Origin of the sequence: Micromonospora sp. NBC_01796, from assembly GCF_035917455.1 — a bacterium.
Lineage (GTDB): Bacteria > Actinomycetota > Actinomycetes > Mycobacteriales > Micromonosporaceae > Micromonospora_G.
In genome coordinates this window covers 140,116-158,638 of the sequence record NZ_CP109078.1, presented here as the reverse complement: position 1 = coordinate 158,638, position 18,523 = coordinate 140,116, and the positions used below count along the sequence as shown (strand labels likewise).

General features: G+C 70.8%; 15 protein-coding genes. 10 read left to right on the top strand and 5 right to left on the bottom strand.

The window, feature by feature from the left end:
* Nucleotides 1–52 precede the first annotated feature (52 nt).
* The 3 genes from secF (at nucleotide 53) to OIE47_RS00700 (ending at nucleotide 5,144) form a co-directional block, all read left to right on the top strand.
* Nucleotides 53–1,282 carry a protein translocase subunit SecF gene (gene secF / locus OIE47_RS00710; RefSeq protein ID WP_326559509.1) on the top strand — a complete coding sequence of 410 codons (1,230 nt, stop codon included), beginning with the start codon at nucleotides 53–55 and terminating at the stop codon, nucleotides 1,280–1,282.
* Nucleotides 1,283–1,403: 121 nt separating this feature from the next.
* On the top strand, nucleotides 1,404–1,967 hold the full coding sequence (locus OIE47_RS00705; RefSeq protein ID WP_326559508.1) for an adenine phosphoribosyltransferase: 564 nt from the start codon (nucleotides 1,404–1,406) through the stop codon (nucleotides 1,965–1,967).
* Between the two features lie 732 nt (nucleotides 1,968–2,699).
* Nucleotides 2,700–5,144: a RelA/SpoT family protein gene (locus tag OIE47_RS00700; RefSeq protein WP_326562959.1), complete on the top strand. Its 2,445-nt coding sequence runs from the start codon at nucleotides 2,700–2,702 to the stop codon at nucleotides 5,142–5,144.
* 108 nt (nucleotides 5,145–5,252) lie between these two features.
* Here OIE47_RS00700 and OIE47_RS00695 read toward each other — a convergent pair whose 3' ends face one another.
* Together OIE47_RS00695 and OIE47_RS00690 are read right to left on the bottom strand one after the other, a co-directional pair.
* Nucleotides 5,253–6,092 carry a peptidylprolyl isomerase gene (locus OIE47_RS00695; RefSeq protein WP_326559507.1) on the bottom strand — a complete coding sequence of 280 codons (840 nt, stop codon included), beginning with the start codon at nucleotides 6,090–6,092 and terminating at the stop codon, nucleotides 5,253–5,255.
* Nucleotides 6,093–6,156: 64 nt separating this feature from the next.
* Complete coding sequence (locus OIE47_RS00690; protein ID WP_326559506.1) at nucleotides 6,157–7,044, bottom strand: peptidylprolyl isomerase; 888 nt, start codon at nucleotides 7,042–7,044, stop codon at nucleotides 6,157–6,159.
* Between the two features lie 374 nt (nucleotides 7,045–7,418).
* On the opposite strand from OIE47_RS00690, the gene OIE47_RS00685 reads away from it, so the two are divergent.
* The 3 genes from OIE47_RS00685 to OIE47_RS00675 all read left to right on the top strand — a co-directional run bounded on the left by OIE47_RS00685 (nucleotide 7,419) and on the right by OIE47_RS00675 (nucleotide 10,602).
* On the top strand, nucleotides 7,419–8,138 hold the full coding sequence (locus OIE47_RS00685; RefSeq protein ID WP_326559505.1) for an MBL fold metallo-hydrolase: 720 nt from the start codon (nucleotides 7,419–7,421) through the stop codon (nucleotides 8,136–8,138).
* 60 nt (nucleotides 8,139–8,198) lie between these two features.
* On the top strand, nucleotides 8,199–9,527 hold the full coding sequence (hisS, locus tag OIE47_RS00680; RefSeq protein ID WP_326559504.1) for a histidine--tRNA ligase: 1,329 nt from the start codon (nucleotides 8,199–8,201) through the stop codon (nucleotides 9,525–9,527).
* A 127-nt stretch (nucleotides 9,528–9,654) separates the two neighbouring features.
* Nucleotides 9,655–10,602, top strand: coding sequence for an acyl-ACP desaturase (locus OIE47_RS00675; RefSeq protein WP_326559503.1), 948 nt, complete (start codon nucleotides 9,655–9,657; stop codon nucleotides 10,600–10,602).
* Between the two features lie 57 nt (nucleotides 10,603–10,659).
* On the opposite strand, the gene OIE47_RS00670 is transcribed toward OIE47_RS00675, so the two are convergent.
* From OIE47_RS00670 to OIE47_RS00660, 3 genes are read right to left on the bottom strand one after another with little or no spacing between them, the layout of a single operon-like run.
* Nucleotides 10,660–13,011, bottom strand: coding sequence for an FtsX-like permease family protein (locus tag OIE47_RS00670; protein ID WP_326559502.1), 2,352 nt, complete (start codon nucleotides 13,009–13,011; stop codon nucleotides 10,660–10,662).
* Entirely contained in the window at nucleotides 13,008–13,718 is a 711-nt protein-coding gene (locus OIE47_RS00665) for an ABC transporter ATP-binding protein (RefSeq protein ID WP_326559501.1), read from the bottom strand. The genes OIE47_RS00670 and OIE47_RS00665 overlap by 4 nt, the downstream gene beginning before the upstream one ends.
* A 26-nt stretch (nucleotides 13,719–13,744) precedes the next feature.
* Entirely contained in the window at nucleotides 13,745–14,269 is a 525-nt protein-coding gene (locus OIE47_RS00660) for a PadR family transcriptional regulator (RefSeq protein WP_326559500.1), read from the bottom strand.
* A gap of 245 nt (nucleotides 14,270–14,514) precedes the next feature.
* Between OIE47_RS00660 and urtA the strand changes: the two genes are divergently transcribed.
* From urtA to urtD, 4 genes are read left to right on the top strand one after another with little or no spacing between them, the layout of a single operon-like run.
* On the top strand, nucleotides 14,515–15,678 hold the full coding sequence (urtA, locus tag OIE47_RS00655) for an urea ABC transporter substrate-binding protein (RefSeq protein ID WP_326559499.1): 1,164 nt from the start codon (nucleotides 14,515–14,517) through the stop codon (nucleotides 15,676–15,678).
* Nucleotides 15,679–15,706: 28 nt separating this feature from the next.
* A complete protein-coding gene (gene urtB / locus OIE47_RS00650; protein ID WP_326559498.1) occupies nucleotides 15,707–16,588 on the top strand; it encodes an urea ABC transporter permease subunit UrtB in 882 nt (293 codons plus the stop codon).
* Nucleotides 16,585–17,757, top strand: a complete 1,173-nt coding sequence (gene urtC, locus OIE47_RS00645) for an urea ABC transporter permease subunit UrtC (RefSeq protein ID WP_326559497.1) — start codon at nucleotides 16,585–16,587, stop codon at nucleotides 17,755–17,757. The genes urtB and urtC overlap by 4 nt, the downstream gene beginning before the upstream one ends.
* Nucleotides 17,754–18,521: an urea ABC transporter ATP-binding protein UrtD gene (gene urtD, locus OIE47_RS00640; RefSeq protein ID WP_326559496.1), complete on the top strand. Its 768-nt coding sequence runs from the start codon at nucleotides 17,754–17,756 to the stop codon at nucleotides 18,519–18,521. The genes urtC and urtD overlap by 4 nt, the downstream gene beginning before the upstream one ends.
* Nucleotides 18,522–18,523 lie beyond the last annotated feature (2 nt).

The window sequence follows — 18,523 nt, the reverse complement described above, 5'->3', positions numbered from 1 at the left end:
AGGGCAGCGCCCCGGCCCACCCGGCCGTCGCAGAGCAAAGCGAGGTAGCGGCATGAGCCGCCGTAGCGGTCTGGCCACCCGGCTCTACCAGGGCGAGGCCGGTCTCAACATCATCGGACGCCGCCGGGTCTGGTTCGGCATCGCCGCCGGGCTGGTGCTGATCGCGATCCTGGGCATCTCGATCCCCGGGTTCAAGCTCGGCATCGAGTTCTCCGGTGGCAACTCCTTCCAGGTCCCGGCCAGCGTCGGCTCCATCACGCACGCCGAGGACCAGGTCGACGCGGCACTGGGCAGCCTCGACGGTGCCGAGGCGGCGCACGTCGTCTCCACCCAGACGGTCAACGGCGTCGGTGGTTCGTTCTACGAGCTGCGTACCACCGAGCTGAACACCCAGCAGTCCAACGAGGTGCAGGCCGACCTGGCCCAGAAGTTCGGCATCGCCGAGGACCAGATCAGCATCAACCAGGTGAGCGCGGCCTGGGGTGACCAGGTCACCGAACGGGCCCTGCTCGGTCTGGTGGTCTTCGTCGTACTGGTCATGATCTACCTGATCCTGCGGTTCGAGTGGCGGATGGCGGTCGCCGCCGTCTCCTCGCTCTTCCTCAACCTGGTGCTGACCGCCGGCATTTACGCCCTGGTCGGCTTCGAGGTCACCCCGTCGACCATCGTCGGCTTCCTCACCATCCTCGGCTTCGCGCTCTACGACGTCGTGGTGGTGTTCGACAAGGTCCAGGAGAACACCCGCGGGATCACCGCGAGCGGCACCCAGACCTACGGCGAGGCGGCCAACCTGGCCATCAACCAGACGCTGATGCGGTCGATCAACACCGGTCTGGTGGCGCTGCTGCCGGTCGGTGGCCTGCTCTTCATCGGTGCCGGCCTGCTCGGCGCGGGCACCCTGGAGGACCTCGGCCTGGTGCTGTTCCTCGGTATGGGCATCGCGGTCTACTCCTCGATCTTCTTCGCGACCCCGGTGCTGAGCCTGCTCAAGGACTACGAGCCGCGGATCCAGACGCACACGAAGCGGGTCCTGGCCCGGCGCTCCTCCGGCGGCGGACGACCCGCCTCCGGTGCCCGCCGGCCGGCCGCCCGTACCGGCGAGGAAACGGTCGACGACGACACCGCACCGTCCGGCCCGACCGACGAGGAGGCGGCGGCGCTTGCCGGCGCGGCCCCGAAGGTCGGTGCCCGTCCGGCCGGCAAGCGGTCCACCGGTGGTGCCCGGGGTGGTCGACCGGGTGGCGGCGGCGGTAGCCGGCCCAGTGGGGCCAAGCGCCGCTGACCCTGGCGGAACAGGCGACGGAGGCGTCCGGCATGCTGGCTTCGGCGGCGTGCCGGGCGCCTTTCGCATCGCGTATCGGCACGGATGTCCGGTAACGCGGACGTCCGGTGAGAGGAGCAGCGTGACGGAGACCCAGACCGGGGTACGGGGCGACAGCGGCCCCGCCACGGCGGAACTGGTGGCCAGCCGGGTGCTGGACGTACCGGACTTTCCCCAGCCCGGAGTGATGTTCAAGGACCTGATGCCGCTCTTCGCCGACGGTGCGGTGTTCCGCCAGGTGATCGACGAGATCATCGAGTACCACGGGCGGGACTCGTTCGACGTGGTCGCCGGCATCGAGGCGCGTGGCTTCGTGCTCGCCGCCGCCATCGCGTACGCCACCGGGCTGGGTGTGGTTCCGGTACGCAAGGCCGGCAAGCTGCCCCGGGCCGCGTACGCCGCCTCCTACGCCCTGGAGTACGGCGAGGCCACGCTCGAGGTGCACCAGGACGCCTTCACGGCCGGTCACCGGGTACTGGTGGTCGACGACGTGCTCGCCACCGGCGGTACGGCGGACGCGACGCTGAGCCTGGTCGAGCGGGCCGGGGGGACCGTGGCGGGGCTCTCCGTACTGCTGGAACTCTCGTTCCTCGGTGGCCGGGAGCGGCTTGCTCCCCGTCCCGTACATGCACTTCTGACGGTTTAGCAGCTCTTGTCACCGGGGACCGATCCGGTGCGTGCGGGGGAGCGGCATCCGGCCGTCGAGACGGGTAGCATTGCCTTTCGCTGACCAGGTGGAGGCCGTTCTACCAGGCTGGTGCAGGACCAGGTCGACCGGTTACGGTCGGCTCGTCCCAAGCGAGGTGTGAGGAGGCCGGTGTCCCACGATGTCGCCCCTCCGGCGGAGGGCACGGTGCAATCGACCAGCGAGGCCGACGGTGTCGGGTATCCCGTGGCCGGGTCCCCCAGCGGGCCGGTTCCGGCCGCGCCCGGTTCTCCCGTCCCCACCGATGGGGGCGGTGAGGCCGAGCCGGTCGACGCCGCCACGGCGGCCGATCCGACCACCCGCGACGATTCCGGCAACGGAACCGGCGCCGGTGCTCCGACCGCATCCGGCACTGACGGCACGGGCACGCCCGCTGCCGGCAACGCCAGCACCCCGCCGGCCGACGGTGAAGGCCGTCCCGTCGCCGGCCCCGGCAGTTCGTCCGACGGCCCCCGCAGCCCGTCCGACGGCTCCGGAGCCGCATCGGCACAGGGTCCCGACGGCGCCGCTCCGACCGCCGCAGCACCGGTCGCCCCGAGCACGCAGGCACCGGTTGCCCCGACCGCCGCAGCACCCGTCGGCCCGAGCGCTACAACACCCGTCGGCCCGAGCGCGGCAGCACCCGTTGCCGCTGTCGGCTCGATCAGGGAAAAGCCGATCGCCCCGATCGCGGTGGTGGCCGGTGACGATCCCGCCGCCGTGGTCCCGATCGCCGTCGCCCCGTCGGGCGCCGCGGTCAACGGTCTCGGCGCGCCCGCCACGCCCGTACCCCTCGGGGGTGTTGTGGTGCCGGTCGGCGCGGCCGGTCGGGTCATCACGACCGACGAGCCCGGCGCGGCCACGTCCAGCTTCGGTCTGGCCAGCGCGCCGACCGGGCGACGGGTTCGGGCCCGGCTGGCCCGGTTCAACGCTCCCTGGCAGACGCCGCAGGTGAGCGAGGTGCTCGAACCGCTGATCGCCACCCACCGGGCCGCCCATCCCAAGATGGACCCCCGGATGTTGCAGCGCGCCTTCGACATGGCCGCCCGCTGGCACTCGGGGCAGTACCGCAAGTCCGGTGACCCGTACATCACCCACCCGCTCGCGGTGGCCACCATCCTGGCCAACCTCGGCATGGACACCACCACGCTGGTGGCGGCGCTGCTGCACGACACCATCGAGGACACCAACTACGGCCTCGACCAGATGCGGATCGACTTCGGGGCCGAGGTCGCCCTGCTGGTCGACGGGGTCACCAAGCTCGACAAGGTCAAACTGGGTGACGCGGCCAAGGCCGAGACGATCCGCAAGATGGTCGTCGCGATGGCCAAGGACCCCCGGGTCCTGGTGATCAAGCTCGCGGACCGGCTGCACAACATGCGTACGCTGACCTTCCTGCCCCGCGCCAAGCAGGAGCAGAAGGCCAAGGAGACGCTGGAGATCCTGGCTCCGCTGGCGCACCGCCTGGGTATGAACACGATCAAGTGGGAGCTGGAGGATCTCGCCTTCGGCACCCTGTTCCCCAAGCGGTTCGAGGAGATCAACCGGCTGATCGGCGAGCACCAGCCGCAGCGGGAGGCGCTGCTGCGCCAGGTGACGCAGAAGGTCCAGGTCGACCTCAAGGCCGCCAAGATCAAGGCGGAGACGACCGGGCGGCCCAAGCACCTCTACTCGATCTACCAGAAGATGATCGTCCGGGGCCGGGACTTCAACGACATCTACGACCTGGTCGGGGTGCGGATCCTGGTCGAGACGGTGCGCGACTGCTACGCGGCACTCGGTGTGATCCACGCGAACTGGCAGCCCGTACCGGGCCGGTTCAAGGACTACATCGCGATGCCGAAGTTCAACATGTACCAGTCCCTGCACACCACCGTGATCGGCCCGAGCGGCAAGCCGGTGGAGATGCAGATCCGGACGTACGCGATGCACCGCACCGCCGAGTTCGGCATCGCCGCGCACTGGAAGTACAAGGAGCAGAAGGGCGCCACCGTCGTCGGCCCGCCGGCCAACATCGACGAGATGACCTGGCTGCGGCAACTCCTGGACTGGCAGCGGGAGGCGAGCGACCCGAGCGAGTTCCTGGACGCGCTCCGCTTCGACCTGTCCAGCCAGGAGGTGTACGTCTTCACGCCGAAGGGCGACGTGATCCCGCTGCCGACCGGGTCGACCCCGGTCGACTTCGCGTACGCGGTGCACACCGAGGTCGGCCACAAGTGCATCGGCGCCCGGGTCAACGGCAAGCTGGTGCCGCTGGAGTCGACGCTCTCCAACGGCGACGTGATCGAGATCTTCACCTCGAAGTCCGACACCGCCGGCCCTACGCAGGACTGGCTGGGCTTCGTCAAGAGCCCTCGGGCGCGGACGAAGATCCGTCAGTACTTCAACAAGGAGCGCCGCGAGGAGGCGATCGAGGCCGGCAAGGACGCGATCGTCAAGCAGATGCGCAAGCAGGGCATGCCGTTGCAGCGGATGCTCAGCTCGGACAACCTGATGGCGATCGCCCGGGACCTGCACCTGGCCGACGTCGCGTCGCTCTACGCGGCGGTCGGCGACAGCCAGGTCTCCGCCCAGTCGGTGGTGCAGCGGCTGATGGCCGGCTACGGCGGCGAGGAGGGCGCGGCGGAGGACATCGCCGAGACCGCCGTCGCCACCCGGCCGCCGCGCAGCCGTACGTCCAGCCACGACCCCGGTGTGGTGGTCCGTGGGGTCAGCGACGTGTGGATCAAGCTTGCCCGTTGCTGCACCCCGGTGCCGCCGGACTCGGTGTTCGGCTTCGTGACCCGCTCCGGCGGGGTGAGCGTGCACCGCGACGACTGCGCCAACGCCGAGGACCTGCGGGTCCAGGGGGAGCGGATCGTCGAGGTGAGCTGGAAGCTGACCTCGGCGTCGACCTTCCTGGTGGCGATCCAGGTCGAGGCGTTGGACCGGCACAAGCTGCTCGCCGACGTGACCCGGGTGCTCTCCGACGAGCGGGTGAACATCCTGTCCGCGACCGTCACCACCACCCGGGACAGGGTGGCGGTGAGCCGGTTCAGCTTCGAGATGGCCGACCCGAAGCACCTGGGGCACCTGCTGGCGGCCGTACGGAAGGTCGACGGTGTCTTCGACGCGTACCGGGTCACCTCCGGCGCCTGACGGCACCACCTCCGGCAACCAGGCACGGAACAGCGGTAGAGACGAGTAAAGGGGCGGCCCGCCGTAGCGGGCCGCCCCTTTCGTTCGGTGGCGCTGGTGGCGGCTGGCTCAGCCGGCCACGGCGCTCATCGTCAGCGACTTGATCAGAACTTCCTTCTTCGGGTGGCCGCCGCCGGCCTGCTGGGCGAAGGCGCCGTCGTCGCCGGCCGCGCCGACCTCCTTGACCAGGTCCATCCCGCTGGTGACCGTACCCAGCACGGTGTAGGTCGCGTCGAGCTGCGAGTCACCGTAGACGATGAAGAACTGGCTGCCGCTGCTGCCGGGCTGGCCGGAGTTCGCCATCGCGATCACACCCGCCGGGTACGGCGGACGCTGCTCGGTCGGCAGGTTCTCCTCGGCCATCCGGTAGCTCGGGCCACCGGTGCCGTCGCTGTCCCGCCAGCCGGCGCCGGTGGCGCTCGGGTCGCCGCACTGGAGCACCTGGAGGCCCTCGGTGACCAACCGGTGGCACTTGGTGTTGTCGAAGAACTTCTTCTCCGCCAGGTGGGTGAAGCTGGCCGCGGTGCACGGGACCTTGGTCAGGTCGAGCTTGGCGGTGATCGGTCCGAGCCCGGTGTCGATGGTCATCGTCTGCGACCCGGTGTTCGGCGCCGCGACCGGCGGCAGCCCGACGTCCTTGGTCGTCGGCGTCCGCTGGTCGGCCGGGATGTCGGTCCAGGTGCACTGGGTCGAGCCGGCGCCGACCGGGGCCGCGTCGGTGGTCTTGTCGTCGCCGCCGAGGCTGGCGACCAGCCACACGGTGCCGGCGATGACCACTAGCAGACCCGCCCCGGCCGCGATGATCGTCTGCAGCTGACGGCGCTTGCGGGCAGCGCCGGCCCGCTGGGCCATCTCCCGTTCGAGCCGGGCCCGCGCCGCGGCGCGCTGCCGCTCTCTCGTGGACGTCACGGTGACTCCTCCTGGACTATCTGCGCTGCGGTGCTGCGTCCGCGGCTGGTGTCTGGGGCTTGGCTCAGGACTGCCCGGCCGCCGTCGGGCTGGCGGTCGGCGTCGCCGGTGGGGCGGCGGGCGGCGCGTCGGTGGCGACCTCGCCGACGGTCAGGCTCTGGATCACCACGTCGGTCTTCGGCTTGACCTTCTCGCCACTGCCATTGTCCACCAGTTCGGTGGTACCGATCTTCTGGATCACGTCGAGTCCGGCGCTGACCTTCCCGACGATCGGGTAGGTCGGGTCGGCCGGGTTGAAGTCCTTGAAGAAGACGAGGAACTGGCTGCCGTTGGCGCCCGGCGCGCTGCCGATCAGGGCGACCGTGCCGGCCGGGTAGAGCGGCGGCTCACCCGGTGCCGGGCTGGCCGACGGGCTCGGAGCCGGTACGGACGGGACGTTCTCGCTGGTGAACGAGTAGGTCGGGCCGCCCTGCCCGGTGCCGCTCGGGTCGCCGCAGCGCAGGGCGCCCTCGGCGGTGATCTCGTGGCACGTGGTGTTGTCGTAGAACGACTGGCCGGCCAGGTGGGCGAAGCTCGCCCCGGCGCACGGCGCGTTGGCCAGGTCCAGGTCGACCGTCACCGGGCTGCCCTGGTTGGTCGTGATGGTCATCGGGCGGGTGCCGGCGGTCGGCAGCCCCGTGGTCGCCGGCTTGCCGACGTCCTTGAGGCTGCTGTTGCCCGCCGCGTCCTGCGGCGTCCAGGCGCAGATCTCGGGGGCCGCGGCCGGAGCCGGCTCGCGGTCGAACCCGCCGAGCGCCCAGACCGAGCCGAGTACGATCAGCGCCAGCGCGAGAGCCGCGCCGACCCCGGCCTGGATCTGTCGCCGACGACGGGCGGAGGCGGCTCGCCGAGCCATCTGCCGGTCGAGCTTGGCACGCGCCAACTTGCGCTGCCGGTCCCTGCTGGAAGCCACCCGCGCTCCTTTTCCCTCTACCCTGGTCGTGGCGGACGGCCACGTTCTCGCCGTCGGGCGTCAAGTGCGCCACGCCACACGCCCGCCAGAGTGTACGGCTATCGGCTGAGAATGTGGTGTACGAGGTGGCCGCTACGTGAATCTGTGCCTCCGGACCGTCCACCGCCGCCGTTCCGGACCGTTCTATCGGATATATCCCCCACGTCGGCCGACTCGACCGGCCTTGTCTGTGCCGTACGGCGCCCGGTGTCCGGGTCCGGTGCCGCCCCGATCGCCCACCCGTCACCCTCGCCGCCCGTGTGTGCGGCGCGGCACGCGACCGGACGGGCGGATAGGCTGCGGGGGACGCCAACGTCTACGGGAGGGGAGCGGACGTGTTCGTCGCCGGGTTTCCCGCGGATGCCTTCGGCACCAACTGCTACGTGGTCGCGACCGCGCCGGGAGAGCAGTGTGTCGTGGTCGACCCGGGAATCGGAGTGGTCGACCGCCTCGACGAGCTACTCGCCGAGCACCGGTTGCAGCCGGCCGCCGTCCTGCTCACCCACGGCCATCTCGACCACGTCTTCTCCGTCGCACCCGTCTGCGGCGCCCGCGGGATCACCGCGTACGTGCACCCGGCCGACCTGGAACTGCTCGCCGACCCGAGCAAGGGGATCTCGATCGACCTGGAACAGCTCCTCGGCGGTCGGCTGCCCTACACCGAGCCGGACGACGTGGCCGAGCTGACCGACGGGGCGACCATGACCCTCGCCGGGCTGGAGATCACCGTCGACCATGCACCCGGCCATACCGGCGGGTCGGTGATGTTCCGGTTGCCGGGGGCCGGCTCGCAGTGGGACGCGGATCAGATCTGCCTCTCCGGAGACGTCCTGTTCGCCGGTTCGATCGGTCGCACCGACCTGCCGGGCGGCAGCATGCCAGCCATGCTGACCAGCCTGCGGGACAAGGTCCTCCCGCTCGCCGACGACACCGTCGTCCTGCCCGGCCACGGACCCCGGACCACCATCGGCCGTGAGCGCGGGAGCAACCCGCACCTGCGTCAGGTCGCCTCGCCCGACGAAGCGCGACCGGCCGGTTCCCGCCGAGGCCGGTAAGCCCGCGCCCCGCGTCACCCAGATCCCGCCCGCGTGCCCCGCGGGAGTTCAAGGAGCGTCATGAGCAAGCCCACGCCCATCTCCGGTTTTCCCGAGTGGGCCCCGCCGCAGCGGATGATCGAGCAGTACGTGATCGGCCGGATTCAGCGCACCTTCGAGCTGTACGGCTTCGCGCCGCTGGAGACCCGGTCGGTCGAGCCACTGGACCAGCTCCTGCGCAAGGGGGAGACCTCCAAGGAGGTCTACCTGCTGCGCCGGTTGCAGGAGGATCCGGGCGGACCGAACGGTGACGACGCCCTGGGCCTGCACTTCGACCTGACAGTGCCGTTCGCCCGGTACGTGCTGGAGAACGCCGGCAAGTTGCAGTTCCCGTTCCGGCGCTACCAGATCCAGAAGGTGTGGCGGGGCGAGCGCCCGCAGGAGGGGCGTTACCGCGAGTTCCTCCAGGCCGACATCGACATCGTCGACCGGGACACCCTGCCGACGCACTACGAGGCCGAGTTGCCGCTGGTCATCGGCGACGCCCTCGGCGGCCTGCCGATCCCACCGATCGTGATCCAGGTCAACAACCGCAAGGTCAACGAGGGCTTCTACCGGGGCCTCGGGCTGACCGATCCGGAAGCCGCACTGCGCGCGGTGGACCGGCTCGACCGGCTCGGACCGGAGAAGGTCGCGGCGCTGCTGGTCGAGACCGCCGGTGCGACCGAGGCGCAGGCCAAGGGATGCCTGGCCCTGTCGACGATCCGCAGCCCGGACGCCTCGTTCGCGGACGCGGTTCGCGCCCTCGGGGTGGAGCACCCACTGCTCGACGAGGGGCTCGCCGAGCTGGCGACGGTGGTGGAGACGGCGGCCGCGCACTCGCCCGGCCTCTGCGTCGCCGACCTGCGCATCGCGCGCGGCCTGGACTACTACACCGGTACGGTCTACGAGACCCAGATGCGGGGCTACGAGCGGTTCGGCTCGATCTGCTCCGGTGGCCGTTACGACAACCTGGCCACCGCCGGTTCGACCACCTTCCCCGGTGTGGGCATCTCGATCGGAGTGACCCGGCTGCTCGGCCTGCTCTTCGGCGCCGGTGAGCTGAACGTCTCCCGTTCGGTACCGACCTGCGTCCTGGTGGCACTGGGGGCGGAGGAGGACCGGTCGGCCGGTGACCGGATCGCGTCGGCGCTGCGCAGGCGCGGCATCGCCACCGAGGTCTCACCGTCCGCCGCGAAGTACGGCAAGCAGATCCGGTACGCCGAGCGGCGCGGGATCCCGTACGTGTGGTTCCCGGGTGCCGAAGGGGCGGTGGACGAGGTGAAGGACATCCGCTCGGGCGAGCAGGTGCCGGCGACCCCGGACGACTGGACGCCGCCGGTCGAGGACCTGCGTCCCCTGGTCAGCTGACCGTCGGGCGGCCCGAGGGCGGCTCGGGCGATCCGGCTGGGCGAGCGATCCGGCTGGGCGGGCGGACTGGCGCTGCGGTCCGGCTTGACCTACGGTAGCGTAACTTACGCCACCGTAGGGAGAGCCTGTGACTGCCGCCATCACCCGTCCGCTCAGCCAGACCGCGCTGTTGACCGAGCTGGACTCCGTCGTCGCCCAGAACCTCGACCGGCACCTCGCGGTCGCCAAGGAGTGGTTCCCGCACGAGTACGTGCCGTGGAGCGACGGGCGTACGTTCGACGGGCTGCTCGGTGGTGAGGCCTGGTCCCCGGAGGACTTCGAGCTTCCCGAGGTGGCCCGGACCGCGCTGGTGGTCAACCTGCTCACCGAGGACAACCTGCCCTCGTACCACCACGAGATCGCGACGCTGTTCGGTCGCGACGGCGCCTGGGGGACCTGGGTGCACCGGTGGACCGCCGAGGAGGGTCGCCACGGTGTGGCGATCCGCGACTACCTGACCGTCACCCGGGCGGTCGACCCGGTGGCGCTGGAGCGGGCCCGGATGGTCCACATGTCCACTGGGTACACCAACGCCCACTCCAACGAGGTCCTGCACTCGCTGGCGTACGTGTCGTTCCAGGAACTCGCCACCCGGATCTCGCACCGCAACACCGGCCGGGTCACCGGCGACCCGCTCTGCGAGCAGTTGCTCGCCCGGGTCGCGGCCGACGAGAACCTGCACATGATCTTCTACCGCAACCTACTCAACGCCGCGTTCGAGCTGTCACCGAGCCAGGCGATGCGGGCGGTGGCGGACGTGGCGGCCGACTTCGCGATGCCGGGCGCAGGCATCGACGGCTTCGCCCGCAAGTCGGTGGCGATCGCCCTGGCCGGCATCTACGACCTGCGTCAGCACCGCGACGAGGTGCTGGTGCCGGTGCTGCGCCAGTGGGACGTCTGGAACCGCACCGGCCTGGACGCCGACGGCGAGGCAGCCCGCGAGCAGCTCGGCGCGCAACTGGAGGAGCTGGACAAGGCGGCGTCCCGGTTCGAGGAGAAGCGCGACGCCCGGGCCGCCCGCCTCGCCGCCCGCTGACCTACTGACCGCGAAGGGCCCCGCTCCGGCGCGGAGAGGGGCCCTTCGCGGCTGTCACTACTCGGTACGCAGCCCGTCCGGGCGCATCAGCCGCCAGAGCGCCGGCAGGCTGAGTACGGTCACCAGGAGCACCACCCCGGCGGCCACGCCGGAGAGCTGGGCCAGGTTCACCCAGTTGACCCGTACGGGGCCCTGCACCACCCGTTGCAGGGCCGCACCCAGGGCGGTGCCGAGCAGGGCGGCCAGGGCCAGTCCGAGGGTCACCGGCACGGCGGTCTGGAAGAGCACCGACCAGGTCATCGTGCTGCGCCGGGTGCCGAACGCGACCAGCACGGCGAGCAGCCGGCGCCGTTCCCGCAACTGCTCCAACGTGGTGACCAGCAGGCTCGCACCGAGCAGCAGCATAACTGCCACCACCCCGATGAACAGCCCCCGGCGGATGTCGCGGAACGTGGTGTCCTCCGTCGAGGATCGCAGCGGCCAGATGTCGATCAGCGGACTGATGCCCGCCGCGGTGTTGCGTACGCGCTCGACCGTGTCCGGCGCCGCCGGGTCCAGCCCCACGTAGACGAGCATGCTCTGGTTCGGGACGGCGGCCATGTCCACCGCCCCGGGGGTGGCCAGCACCCCGGCGTGCAGTGCGCCGTCCGGCGAGGGCCGGGGCGACACCACACGCAGGGCGGGTACGGTCCACGGTCGGCCGGGGGTGCTGCCCTCGTACGGCGAACCGACCTCGACCCGTTGACCGGGCGTGGGCAGCGGGCCGGAGAGCTGGTCGGGGATGTCGACGGCGAACGTGTCCCCGTCGGCGCAGGTGCCCACGGTGGCCAGTTCGGCCAGGGCGGCGCAGTCGCCGACGAACAGCGGCCATCGCTGGCGCTCCCCGTCCGGACCGGCCGGTCCCTCGGTCAGCGCGATGCCGGTCCGCTCGACGTGGAACACGGACCGGACGCCGGTGGTGGTGTGCAGCCGTTCGGCGATCGTCGCGGGGTTGGCGCCGTTGGTGCTGTCCAGCGGGATGGTGGCGGTCATGGTGGCGCGGTCGGGATCCGCGCCGGTCCGGAGCTGGTAGTCGGGCGAGATGCCGGAGAAGAGCATCTGCAACGCGATCCCACCGGCGACCGCGACCGCCACCCCGTTGACCATCCGGGCGGAGGCGGCGCTGTCGAGCTGCAACCGCCGGGTGGCGAGCTGCCAGGAGACGCCGCCACCGCGCAGCCGGCCCACGACCGCCTCCACCAGCCAGGGCAGAACCGTGGTGACCCCGCCGAGCAGGAGCACCACGCCGACGGTGATCTGTGCCTGGTTGGCCGGCTCCCCGGTCTGGCTGACCCGGCCGAAGAGGGGGAGGAGCAGCGCGGCGCCGACGACGGGCATGATCAGCCGCCACCAGAGCCGCCGTCGGGTGCCGGCGGCCCGGCGGACCACGCCGAGCGGCTCGATCACCACCCGGCGCAGGGCGAGCAGCGCCACCGCCACCGCCGTGACCGGCACACCGAGCAGGATCAGTACGGCCAGCGCCGGGTCCGGTCGGACGTCGGACGGGAAGACGCTGATCTCGCGCAGCGAGACGAAAGTGACGAGCTGCCGCCCGGCGAGGAAGAACAGCGCCCCGGCGGCCAGCCCGAGCAGGGCGCTGACCAGCGATTCCCCGGCCGCGATCCGGGTTGCCATCCGCCGGTCGGCGCCGACCAGCCGCAGTGCCGCCAGCCGGCGGTCCCGGTGTTCGCCGCCGAACCGCACCGTGGTCCCGATGAACACGGCGATCGGCAGCAGTAGCACCACCAGGATGATCGCCACCAACAGCAGCAGTACCGGGTCGAGGCCGTCGTTGGTGCTCGGCTCACCGAAGTGGTCGATCCGCGCGACCGGGGACTGGTCCGGTGCGAGCTGGTCGCTGCCGAGGTAGAAGGCGTACTCGCGGGGGCCGGTCAGGCCCGGGTCGCCGATGGTGCCGACGACCGGGTGGTCGAGCCGGGGCCGGAGCAGGGCACCCTCAGGTGAGGCGAGCAGGTCGGCCAGGGCGGGTGAGACGACGATCTCGCCCGGACGGGGCAGCCGGTGAAGGCCCGGCGGCACCGGGGCGTCCGGCCCCTCCGGTTGCAGCACCCGGCCACGGATGGAGTGCGCACCGTAGGTGGTGTCGAACCGGGCGACCAGCATCGTGTCGGCGGCGGCGGTGGTCAGCTCCTCTCCGTACGACTGGTCCTCGCGGGCTTCGCCGCGCGCGGACCGGTCGTCGAGCATGTTCGGGATGGAGACAGCGACCAGCAGCAGCGACACACCCAGACCGACGCCGACCGCGGCCAGCACGGTCCGGAGCAGTCCCTCCCGGCCCCCCACGAACACCATCCGGGCGCCGAGCAGCAGGTCGTCGCGCCAGCGGACGGGGCCGGAGCGGCGGCTCACGGCGCCACCAGTTCGAGGTCGCGGGCGCGGCCGTCGCGGACCACCACCTCACGATCGGAGTACGCGGCCACCCGTGGCTCGTGGGTGACCAGCACCACCGCCGCCCCGCTCTGCTTGGCGGCCTCGGTGAGCAGCCGCATCACCCGTTCGCCGTTGAGCGAGTCCAGCGCCCCGGTCGGCTCGTCGGCGAAGACCACCCGGGGTGCGGTGACCAGTGCCCGGCCCACCGCCACCCGCTGGCCCTGCCCGCCGGAGACCTCACCCGGCCGCTTGCCGGCCACGTCGTTCACCTCGAGCCGTTCCAGCCACTCCGCCGCCCGCCGTTCGGCCTCCCGGCGCCGGACCCCGTCCAGCCGCAGCGGCAGGGCCACGTTCTCCAGGCAGGTCAGCTCGGGTACGAGCTGGCCGAACTGGAAGACGAAGCCGAACTCGCCCCGGCGCAGCGCACTGCGCTCGCCGTCGGACATCGCGGACAGCTCCCGGTCCCGGTAGCGGACCTGGCCGGAGTCGGGCGTGACGATGCCCGCCAGGCAGTGCAGCAGTGTCGACTTGCCGGAGCCCGACGCACCCATCACGGCCACCACCTCGCCGGCCCGTACGGTGATCGACGCCCCGTCCAGGGCGGGGGTCGGCCCGTACCGTTTGTGCAGGTCGAGCCCGAGCAGCAGGGGTTCGCCGGGGCCGGGCTTCGGGGTGTCGGTGGTCATGTCCTTCTCCTGTCCCGGGTCGGGCGTCACTTGCGCACCGTCGCGGCGAGCTGGTCGAGCCGGGCGGTGGTCAGCTCCAGCCAGCGCAGGTCGGCTTCCAGGTGGAACAGGGCGTGGTCGCAGATGAGCTGGTCGGCCAGGTCGCCGTTGAGTTTGCGTACGGTCAGCTCGCGCATCAGGCGCAGGTGTTCGGCCCGCTGTACGTCCAGGATCTCGGCCGCGTTCCGCTCGGTGAGCAGGGCGAGCAGGACCTTCGTGTAGAGGGTGCTCTGGAGGTACAGGTCGGGCTTCTCCGGGCTGGCCAGCCAGCTCTGTACGTCGGTCACCCCGGCTGTGGTGACCGCGTACCGCTTGCGTTCGGGGCCTTCGCCCGGTTCGACGCCGTCGACCTCGACCAGGCCGCTCTTCAGCAGCCGGGCCAGGGTCGAGTAGACCTGCCCGTAGTGCAGGGGTCGGCCGTGTCCGAAGCGTTCGTCGTAGGCCCGCTTGAGGTCGTAACCGTGGCGGGGGCGGGACTCCAGGAGTCCGAGGAAGGTCTGCCCGATTGACATGCGGAGCACTCTACATGATGGTGTATACCCGTGATGTATAGCCCCTGACCAGGGCCGTGGCGAGCCCTCACCTGCTGCTCCGGGCGGCTGTGAGGGGCCGTTAACATTTACGACATCGATGTACTCAGATACTTGAAATCCCTCGTCCCTACGGTGGCGGGCACTCTGACATCGACTCGAGGGAGCCCCGGATGGCACGAGGTTTGCGCAACCGGCTAGCCGTTCTCTGTATATTGTCGACATTTTTGCTGACCACGGGCTGCGTCGAGGATCCCGGCAGCTCGGCCGGGGGATCGGACACCATCAAGGTCGGCATCCTGCACTCGCTGAGCGGCACGATGGCGATCAGCGAGGTCACCGTCCGGGACGCCGAGCTGCTCGCCATCGAGGAGATCAACGCCGCCGGTGGCGTACTCGGCAAGAAGATCGAGCCGGTGGTCGAGGACGGCGCGTCGGACTGGCCCACCTTCGCCGAGAAGGCACAGAAGCTGATCTCGCAGGACAAGGTCGCAACCGTCTTCGGTGGCTGGACCTCGGCCAGCCGCAAGGCGATGCTCCCGGTCTTCGAGCGCAACAAGGCGCTGCTCTGGTACCCGGTCCAGTACGAGGGCCTCGAAAGCTCGCCGTACATCTTCTACACCGGGGCCACCACCAACCAGCAGATCGTGCCCGGCCTGGACTACCTCGCCGAACAGGGCAAGAAGAAGATCTTCCTGGTCGGCAGCGACTACGTCTTCCCGCGTACCGCCAACAAGATCATCAAGGCGTACGCGGCCGCGAACGGGATGCAGGTCCTCGGCGAGGAGTACACCCCGCTGGGCCACACCGAGTACAGCACCGTGGTCAACAAGCTCCAGCAGGCCAAGCCGGACGCCGTCTTCAACACCCTCAACGGGGACAGCAACGTCGCCTTCTTCAAGCAGCTGCGCAGCGCCGGCATCACCGCCCAGACCATGCCCACGGTCTCGGTCAGCGTCGCCGAGGAGGAGGTCGTCGGCATCGGCGCGGACAACGTCGCCGGACACCTGGTCGCCTGGAACTACTACCAGACCACGGCCGGCGCCCGTAACGACACCTTCGTCAAGGCGTTCAAGGCCAAGTACGGCGCCAACAAGGTCACCTCCGACCCGATGGAGGCCGGCTACAACGCCGTCCACCTCTGGGCCGAGGCGGTCAAGAAGGCCGGCAGCGTCGACGTCGCGGCGGTCAAGCAGGCGGCCGGCGGGATCACCCTCGACGCCCCCGAGGGCACCGTCACCATCGACGGCGAGAACCAGCACGTCTTCAAGACCGCCAGGATCGGCCTGGTCCAGCCCGACGGGCAGATCAAGGAGGTCTGGAACTCCGGCAAGCCGATCAAGCCCGATCCGTACCTCAAGGGCTATCCCTGGGCGAGCGGGCTGTCCTGACCGGCGGCGACGGGAGGAGGAGTCACCGGTGGCGACACTCAACCAACTGGTCATCGGCGCGAGCATCGGCGCGGTCCTGCTGCTGATCGCGCTCGGCCTGACCTTCACGTTCGGCCAGATGGGCGTCATCAACATGGCGCACGGCGAGTTCATCATGGCCGGGGCGTACACCGCGTACCTGCTGCAACCGGTGTTCGGGGCGCAGGCGGTCCCGGCCGCCATCCCGGTCGCGTTCCTGGTCGGCGGCGTGCTCGGGCTGATCCTGGAACGGCTGGCGATCCGGCACTTCTACGGCCGCCCGCTGGACACCCTGCTGCTCACCTGGGGTGTCAGCCTGGTCCTGCAACAGGTGGCCCGGGACATCTTCGGCGCCCCCAACGTCCAGGTACGCGCACCCGGCTGGCTCACCGGCGGCCTGGACCTCGGCGGCGTACGGCTGCCGTACAACCGGATCTTCATCATGCTGCTCGCCGCCGCCTGCGTGTTCGGCATCTGGGCCTACCTGACCAAGCTGCGACACGGCCGGCGGATGCGCGCGGTGATGCAGAACCGGCAGCTCGCCGCCGTCAGCGGCGTCGCCACCGGCCGGGTCGACCAGCTCACCTTCTTCATCGGGTCGGGCCTGGCCGGGGTCGCCGGGGTGGCGCTCACCCTGATCGGCCCGGTCGGACCGACCCTCGGCACGAACTACATCGTCGACGCGTTCCTGGTCGTGGTGGCCGGCGGACTCGGGCAACTGCGCGGGGCGGTGATCGCCGCGTTCGCCCTCGGCATCCTGAACAGCTTCGTCGAGTTCTGGGTCGACAACGGCGCCAGCTTCGCCAAGGTGGTGCTGTTCGCCGTGATCATCGCCTTCCTCCAGGTCCGGCCGCAGGGCATGTTCGTGGTCCGGACCAGGGGGCTGGCATGACCGCCCCGCAGGTCGCCGCCGCCGGCAGGTGGCGGGGCCGGGTCGCCGGGCCGGTGCTCTTCCTCGTGGTGGCCCTGCTGTTCCTGGCCGCGCCGAACCTGCTCTCGCCGTTCCGGCTGGACCTGCTCGGCAAGTACCTCTGCTTCGCCATCGTCGCCGTCGGGATCGCCCTGGCCTGGGGGCGGGGCGGCATGCTCACCCTCGGCCAGGGCGTCTTCTTCGGCCTCGGCGGCTACGCCATGGGTATGCACCTCAAACTGCGCGAGGCCGGACCGGGCGGGCTGCCCGACTTCATGGTCTGGAGCGGGGTGGAGAGCCTGCCGGCGATCTGGCGACCGTTCGCCAACCCGGTCTTCGCCCTCGCCATGGCGGTCCTGCTGCCGGTGACCGTGGCGGTCCTGCTCGGCCTGCTGGTCTTCCGCCAGCGGGTCCGGGGCGCCTACTTCGCCGTACTGTCCCAGGCGCTCGCGGCGGCGTTCGTCATCCTGCTGGTCGGCCAGCAGGGCCTGACCGGTGGCACCAACGGGTTGACCAACTTCCAGTTCTTCTTCGGCCTCGACCTCTACGACCCGGCCGACAAACGCCTGCTCTACCTGGTCGTGGTGCTGGTGCTCGGGGTGACGTTCCTGATCGCCTGGCAGCTCAGCCACAGCCGGTTCGGCAAACTCCTGGTCGCGATCCGCGACGGCGAGGACCGGGTACGTTTCCTCGGCTACGACCCGGCCGTGGTCAAGACCATCACGTTCGCCATCTCGGCCGGCATGGCCGGGCTCGCCGGTGCCCTGTTCGTGCCCATGGTCGGCCTGCTCAGCCCGGCCAACCTCGGCATCGTCGCCTCCCTCGAACTCCTCGTCGGGGTGGCCATCGGCGGTCGCTACTCCCTCGCGGGGGCGGTCGGCGGGGCGCTGCTGGTCAACTACGCCAAGACGGTCTTCAGCGAGGAGTCCGCCGACAACTGGATCTACCTACAGGGCGCCATGTTCATCGCGGTGATGATCTGGGCACCGCGCGGACTCGCCGGACTCCTCGCCGACGGGCGGGCAGTGGTGCGCCGCCGCAGGCGTACCCGATCGACGGTCACGCCCGACCAGCCGGCGGGGGCCACGGACCCGCCGGCGGCGACCACGCCGGCCGCCGCGGCGCCCGAGCCGAGCGAGGTGGCGAGATGACCGAACTGCTCCGGGTACGCGGGCTGAACGTCACCTTCTCCGGGTTCCGGGCCATCACCGATCTCGACTTCACCGTCGCCGCCGGTGAGCTGCGTTTCCTGATCGGGCCCAACGGTGCCGGCAAGACCACCCTGATCGACGTGATCACCGGGCTGACCAAACCCGCCTCCGGTTCGGTCACCTTCGACGGCACCGAACTGGTCGGCCGGCGCGAGCACCGGATCGTCCGGCTCGGCGTCGGGCGCACCTTCCAGACCTCGGTAGTCTTCGAGGAACTGTCGGTGCTGGAGAACCTCGACCTCGCGGCCAGCTTCCGGCGCCCGCTCGGCGCCCTGCTGCGCCGTCGCCGGGGCACCTCCGACGAGGTCGCCGCGGCACTGGAGACGACCGGGCTGACCGCGCTCGCGGACCGCCCCGCCGGGGTCCTCTCGCACGGCCAGCGGCAGTGGCTGGAGATCGGGATGCTGGTCGTCCAGCGACCGAGCCTGCTGCTGCTGGACGAGCCGGTGGCCGGAATGAGCCGGCCGGAACGGGAACGCACCGGCGAACTGCTCCAGGAGGTGGCCCGGGAACACACCGTGATCGTGATCGAGCACGACATGGAGTTCCTGCGCCGGTTCGCCAGCACGGTCAGCGTCCTGCACGAGGGCCGGCTGCTCTGCGAGGGAACGGTGGCACAGGTTCAGGCCGACCCACGGGTGCAGGAGGTCTACCTCGGCCGGACCCGCAAGGAGAGCACCGAGCTGATCAAGGAGGCGGGTTAGTT